Raw genomic sequence first — 6,015 nt, 5'->3', positions numbered from 1 at the left:
AGGTGAGCATTTGGTACTTGGGAAAAACATTGCTCACGACATGAAATCTGGTGCTGAAGGTGCTCACTTTTTTGGGGCCCTTTTGCTCACATTTTCGTTTGACAAACACACATTCACATCAAGGTCTTGACCATTGAAGTCTATGGGAACAAGTCTGTATAAAGTCTTTGCTACCTATATAATGCAAGGCAATTTTACACTGCTGCTCCCTGCCACTGTCTCGACAGTTGAGACAGTGAAAGCCGCTCAACTTCTACACAATTCATTCGCTCTGAGCACGAATTTGCCATACACTCGCAGGGAGTTGAGTTGCCGGATTTCACCGTCTCGACCTGGTATCCGGTCATCATTTTATGTACGACTGCATTCCCGATTCATCACCATCAATGGAAAATGTAATTGCAGACAGACTCCTTCTCGACCAGCTTTTTAATAGGTTGAGAGAACTTGATCCGGATGCTGATACCATCATTCAGTGCTGGCTTAATGATTACAATATCTCAGATCGTGCAATCGCTGAAAAGATCGGTCGCCCGCAGCGTACCTTCGCTGATCAGATGAAGAAGATCCGCACGGAGCTCCGTAAAATTCGTGGCTATTAATCCTACATATCATATGTAGAAATTCATCCCTCTTGGCATCCACCAACCGATGTCCAGAGGGATTTTATATTTTTTCAAAATTTCTCCGCTCAAATCCACCACTCATCTCCAGTGGAAGATGTAAGGCACGAAACAACAAGCCTTAACCATCACAGAAACGGAGGTGAAGCACATGAAGAAGTCCTACTTTGATTCAGGCGGTAACGACACGGAGCTGATTGCAGTACTGAATGCAATCTCCCACGTATCCGCAAGAATGGCGAGAAACATGACAATCCTAGCACAGCAAAGACAATCAGAGAAAGGAGAACGTCGCTATGAGCAAAATGAGCGATATGGCTATGACCATCGAAGAGCTGCGCAGTGCAGCCGTTGCTATTAACGAAGCAGCCAACTGGTTAACACCAACCCACTCGTCCCAGGGAATGATCTCGTCCATGATTTCCAGAAATTCCTCCCGCTTCGTTTTCTTCTTGCGGAAGCTGTATTCGATATCCGTAAATGTTTCCTGTTTCTTCATCCCCATACACCACCATTGCGTTGATAGTGTTATTATCCCACATCCGGAGCCTTTATGGTAGTGCGGATTAAATCAGAGATTCCTTAGAATTCCTGCTCCCGGCCCCCGTCCCCAAGGAGAAGGCCATGGATGCAGCGGTGGAGCTGTATGGCTTCTGCCCCGATGTCATCGACCAGGGACCGGAAGACGCCACCGTGGGCGCTTTGGCTGATGTGCTGCGGCAGTCCACCGTCTGGTACTTCTGGTGGGATTGATGGGAGATTTTGACCATGAACGAATACCTGAAGCAATATATTGAACTCCAAAAGCAGTTTCGAGAGACAAAAGGAAATCCAGACAGTGTCCGCGCTCTCTATACCTTCAAGGAGAAACTGGAGCAGTCGGAAGACAAACAGGCCAAGGAGGTGCTGGTGGATGTGTATGATCTGCTGGACTTCAAGAAGGATGCCTACGAACTGCTCTGCCAAATCGGAAATCGTTCCGATAAAAAGACACTCAAGCGGCTGGGCACGCTGAAGGACTATGCGGAAAACTGGGGCAATCATTATGCCCTCCCCAAGCCCAAAACGCCGGAGGAAAAGCAGAAAGAGAAGGAGCGGCAGGCCCAGCTGGGCCTGCCCACCTTCCGGTATCACCCCAATCCGCTGGAAACCGGCGCTTTTGAGGAGTCCGCGGATGGCGTTGCCTGCGACTGCTGCGGCAAGACGACCCACATTTTCTATACAGGCCCCTTTTACGCTGTGGAGGATATTGAGTGTCTGTGCCCGGAGTGTATCTCCAGCGGCGAGGCGGCCCGGAAATATGACGGCAGCTTCCAGGACGATTGCTCCGTGGACGATGGCGTGGAGAACCCGGCCCAGTTGGACGAGCTCATCCACCGAACTCCCGGCTACTCCGGTTGGCAGCAGGAATACTGGCGCGCCCACTGCGGCGACTACTGTGCCTATCTGGGCCATGTGGGTGCCAGAGAACTGCGGGCGCTGGGTGTGCTGGAGGATGTGCTGGACGATCCAATGTGGAATGACGAACATAAGGAAATGATTCAGGAATCCGTCAATGGCGGGCATCTGCAATGCTATCTGTTCCAGTGTCTCCACTGCGGAAAGCACCTGGTCTGGATGGATTTTGATTGAGGAGGTACCTGCGCCCCATGAGAAAAACCTTCCTCAACCCCGCCACAAATAAGCAGTGGCGGATTGAAATTGACGGACATACCATCCGAACCTGCTTGAATGGCGGGAAGGTCAAGGAGACCCTGTGCGACTCCGCTTACCAGGTCAAGAGCAAGGCGGCCAGCGCCATGATGGGCCAGATGCGGAAAGGATTTGTCTATCAGAATCCGGATGCCGCTGTTGGGCAGGCGCGGTGCCATCGGTTCGTCGGTAAGGACAGTAACGGTTTTATGCCCCTGGCTACCGCCCTCACACGGGATGACTTCTTCCTGACGAGGGTGGTCGGAGATTTTGAGGACGAGACCCTCTATCACTTCGATGGCAGCGGGGAGATCCTTGAAACGGTCTCTCTGGGGGCCAAGCGGATGACCTATGAACAGGTCCTCTGCCCCAATGATACCCTGCTGCTGAACAACAGTTATCTTCTCCAGCAGTTCTCACTCCGCACCCATGAGGTTACACCCTTTGCCAACAAGAAAAACAGCATGAAGACCATGCTGGATGCCAGCGGCGACCTGGCCCTGTGGTACACAGGCGAGGAGATCGTCGCCTTTGACTTTGGTAGCAACACAGAGGTGTGGCGGGAAACGGTAAAATGCAAGAAGTCAAAAGACCCGAATTTTGCCTATTACTGCTTCGGGATGCTCTCTCCCCGGCAGAGAAAAGCGGCTTACCGCGTCACCGAGGGTGAGTATGTGCTGGTCGATTTGAAGTCCGCCCAAAAAGTAGTGATTCCCAATGAGGGCTGGCATCCCTTCTTCTCTCCAGATGACCAGTGCTTCTCGGTGGGCGGCAAGTTCTATCTGACCCAGACCGGAGAGGAGATGGACAATCCTTTCCCGTTTTCTGTCCGGCAGGGGCTGAGTTTTTCGGATACCTGCACGGTGCGGACAAGGGGCAGTCTGATGGCCGTTCAGCAGGATCGTGGCAGCTCCCCCATAGAGCTGTGGGATACCAGCAACGGACAGCTGCTGGCTACCATTGACGATCCCTTTGTGGTGCGGCAGGTGAATTTTGCCTTTACGGGGAGCGGACTTGTCCTGCACACCGATTACGGGGCCATGAGCATCTATTCCTGCGCCCTCTGAAACGGAGAAGTGACCTATGGATCATGAGAGGAAAGAACTATTGGCTCAGAAAAAAGCGCAGATCAAGATAAAGCGGAAAAGAGCAGAGATATGGGACTTGATATCTACGCCGGAACATTGACCCGGTACTATTCTCATAACTGGAAAACTGTTGTTCAGCAGTGGGCGGAGGAAAACGGATATGCCTTTAACCGGATCACGCCGGATGGAGAACCCGCCGACAACGAGGAGGAACTATCCCCGGTAGAAGTCCAGGCGGCGGTGGAAAACTGGCGGAATCAGATCCTGGTTGCAATATCTCAGCCGGGTCAACCCTCCTACACTCCCTGGCCGGAGGACAACGAGAAGCCTTACTACACCGACAAACCGGATTGGGATGCTTTCGGTACCATGCTGCTGGTGGCCGCCTGCCATACATACGAGGAGTCAGTCCCTCCCACTGTTGAGAAAGACTGGAACTTCGGGGAGCATCCTCTGATCACCCGCCTTGCATCAGATGAGGATCGGGTGTGGTCCCTGTTCCGTGGGGCTACCTGGTGGCTGCCTCTGACGGATTCCTTCTTATTTCAGGCGCCTCTGCCCACCGATGACACCGCCGCCATCGGCACGGTTGGCGGACTGCGAAAGGAATTGGAGAAATTGAACCAACTGGCGTGGCAGGCCGATGAGGATACCATCCTCGGCTGGGCCGACACCGAGGGATACCCGGTAGACGGCACCATGGGTCCGAATGGACAGTATAGCAAGGCGGACATCCCGGAACACACTCAGTATGACACCCAATCCTTGGCCAAGTTTGCCTTCTCCATGTTCTGGCGGGCCATGCGGTTTGCCGAGGAACAGCGGGTGCCCATTTTACTGGATTATTAAATTAATCATCAGGAGCGGCGTGGCACCCCAGAGACTCCAAAAGCAGAAAGGGAGTAGAAATTTATGTATTTCCCCAGTGATATGAATTTTCAGTATTTTTTCTTTTCCACCTACATTGGGGATTTTCTCCAAATGGTTCCCATCGCTCTGTTGACCTGCGTGGGCTTCACAATATACAGGAAGCGGAGAGAACCGGGCTGTACGCTATGGTCTGCTGGGTTGGCATCGTTGTTTCCGGCATATCTGCTCTCTCTCGTAGGGCTGACCCTCTTCTCGCGGATGATTAAGGACACCTACTACATCCTCTTCTATCATCGCATGCCCTGGCCGGAAGGGGAGGGGGGATATCTTATTCAGATGCTGTTCAAAGAGCCGGTGGCCATGCCGGACAAGGAAAAAATGACCGCTGCAATGGAAAAACACATTGGAGCGGTGAAGTGTTTCTGTTACGATAAAAAGACAGCAGGGTTTGCCGCCCTGGAGCATATAGCGGAATTCAAGGACGGAAAGGCTCCGGTGCAGCTGATGGTGATGGGGTGCAGCAAATTTAAGGGCAAAGGCTTTGACACCTTCCTTATGAGCCAAATGTGGGACTGCCAGGAGGACCGGGAGCGGATCTTCCGGGAGTGCCGGTACCAGGTGGTGGCCGCCGATATGCTGGCAGCGGCGCTTCCGGCTCTGGAAAGGGCGAATCTGGACGCTGACTTTTTGGAGGCCCTGGCGGAGCTGTACCCCACCTGTGAGGCGTTCTATTTCCAAAACTGTGGCAAGCTCTTTTTGGCAGAAGATGTGCGCTCTCACCAGATTGAGGGGCCGGATCGTTTTATCCGCTTTGGCGTCAATGTCCGCTTCTTCAACACTAAGGGTACCGAGGATATGCTCATCGACACTTTAGGCATGGGCACCCTGTTCCTGCCGGACCTCCAGTATCATTTCCACGGAATGGACCCCAACTGGGTGGTAAATCATGCCTATAACGCAGCGTCGTATATTCTGGCGAATGACAATCCCATTCAGGATGGGGAAACAGTGGATGGTATAGTGAACGGAAAGATGAGCCGAGAGATTCAATGGAAGTGCCGATATGAAGAAGCGTTGGTCCAGCCGGCCAGGGGGGTTCTGGACATCCATATGGGAGAGTTTGCCGCGGGACAGCGGCAGGAAAGTACATGTAATTGAAATTATTGTACCTATTATGGTAATGCCAGAACCTAAACAGTTGGCGAAATTACAGTGTATCCGTATTGAGTATAAATGGCCGCTTATCTTCTAAAATCATAATCTTTCCGCGCAACTTACAATAAGCGCGGCGCTACTCTCAAACATCTGATGCCCGGACAAGCCTTCTCCTGCAAGGCTTTCCGGGCATCGTTTACATTAACCGCGGCGCTATGTATCCCGCATCGAAAAAAAGGCACTGGAGAAGCTGAAAGCAGTGTTGGAAGAAGATAAGGCAGAGTGAGGGACATACTGACACTGCCGGAGGACATCGGAAGCTTCCGGTGTTCGCCTCGCCGCGGCACCTTTTTGATGGGGATAAAACAAAAAAGTCGGAGTGTCCTCTCAGGACACTCCGCATGGTATGAGTGGTGATACAGAACTTTTTGAAAACCCCAGTAATATCAAGGACTTGTGGGTATCCGGACAGAAAACTAGGGAACCTCTGAATAAAAGCCTTTATCCTGTTTCTACTCAATGTATTAGCCGCCATTTGCGCTTGGTTAAGGTGATTTCAGTGCAAAATAGCCATTATTTATCTGCTT

General features: G+C 52.0%; 7 protein-coding genes and 1 pseudogene. 7 read left to right on the top strand and 1 reads right to left on the bottom strand.

Translation table 11 applies throughout. The annotated features are described in order from the left end of the window. Window positions 1-353: 353 nt before the first annotated feature. A complete protein-coding gene (locus tag ACTNBK_RS16545; RefSeq protein WP_441147738.1) occupies window positions 354-602 on the top strand; it encodes a hypothetical protein in 249 nt (82 codons plus the stop codon). 295 nt (window positions 603-897) lie between these two features. Here the strand turns inward: ACTNBK_RS16545 and ACTNBK_RS16540 are convergent, their stop codons facing one another. Next, on the bottom strand, window positions 898-1,122 hold the full coding sequence (locus ACTNBK_RS16540; RefSeq protein ID WP_441147736.1) for a hypothetical protein: 225 nt from the start codon (window positions 1,120-1,122) through the stop codon (window positions 898-900). A 77-nt stretch (window positions 1,123-1,199) separates the two neighbouring features. Here ACTNBK_RS16540 and ACTNBK_RS16535 point away from each other — a divergent pair. The 6 genes and pseudogenes from ACTNBK_RS16535 to ACTNBK_RS16510 all read left to right on the top strand — a co-directional run. After that, a pseudogene (locus ACTNBK_RS16535) lies at window positions 1,200-1,376 on the top strand (DUF4253 domain-containing protein); the annotation flags it as partial. Between the two features lie 15 nt (window positions 1,377-1,391). Beyond that, window positions 1,392-2,255: a CbrC family protein gene (locus ACTNBK_RS16530; protein ID WP_441147734.1), complete on the top strand. Its 864-nt coding sequence runs from the start codon at window positions 1,392-1,394 to the stop codon at window positions 2,253-2,255. Between the two features lie 17 nt (window positions 2,256-2,272). Then, complete coding sequence (locus tag ACTNBK_RS16525) at window positions 2,273-3,382, top strand: hypothetical protein (protein ID WP_441147732.1); 1,110 nt, start codon at window positions 2,273-2,275, stop codon at window positions 3,380-3,382. A 90-nt stretch (window positions 3,383-3,472) separates the two neighbouring features. Then, a complete protein-coding gene (locus tag ACTNBK_RS16520; protein ID WP_441147730.1) occupies window positions 3,473-4,252 on the top strand; it encodes a hypothetical protein in 780 nt (259 codons plus the stop codon). Window positions 4,253-4,570: 318 nt separating this feature from the next. After that, complete coding sequence (locus tag ACTNBK_RS16515) at window positions 4,571-5,431, top strand: DUF4261 domain-containing protein (protein ID WP_441147740.1); 861 nt, start codon at window positions 4,571-4,573, stop codon at window positions 5,429-5,431. 403 nt (window positions 5,432-5,834) lie between these two features. Beyond that, window positions 5,835-6,015, top strand: a 181-nt coding sequence (locus ACTNBK_RS16510) for a hypothetical protein (RefSeq protein WP_441147728.1), incomplete at its 3' end; no start/stop codon positions are given.

The sequence above is a fragment of the Intestinimonas sp. HCP28S3_D6 genome (assembly GCF_052065695.1).
GTDB lineage: Bacteria > Bacillota > Clostridia > Oscillospirales > Oscillospiraceae > Intestinimonas.
The sequence above is the reverse complement of the archived record's forward strand: the minus strand, read 5'-3'. Positions and strand labels throughout refer to the sequence as shown.

Excerpts from the sequence above, each read along its gene's own strand:
- ACTNBK_RS16545 (WP_441147738.1), top strand. The coding sequence starts at position 354 with ATGTACGACTGCATTCCCGATTCATCACCATCAATGGAAAATGTAATT.
- ACTNBK_RS16540 (WP_441147736.1), bottom strand. The coding sequence starts at position 1,122 with ATGAAGAAACAGGAAACATTTACGGATATCGAATACAGCTTCCGCAAG.
- ACTNBK_RS16530 (WP_441147734.1), top strand. The coding sequence starts at position 1,392 with ATGAACGAATACCTGAAGCAATATATTGAACTCCAAAAGCAGTTTCGA.
- ACTNBK_RS16525 (WP_441147732.1), top strand. The coding sequence starts at position 2,273 with ATGAGAAAAACCTTCCTCAACCCCGCCACAAATAAGCAGTGGCGGATT.
- ACTNBK_RS16520 (WP_441147730.1), top strand. The coding sequence starts at position 3,473 with ATGGGACTTGATATCTACGCCGGAACATTGACCCGGTACTATTCTCAT.
- ACTNBK_RS16515 (WP_441147740.1), top strand. The coding sequence starts at position 4,571 with ATGCCCTGGCCGGAAGGGGAGGGGGGATATCTTATTCAGATGCTGTTC.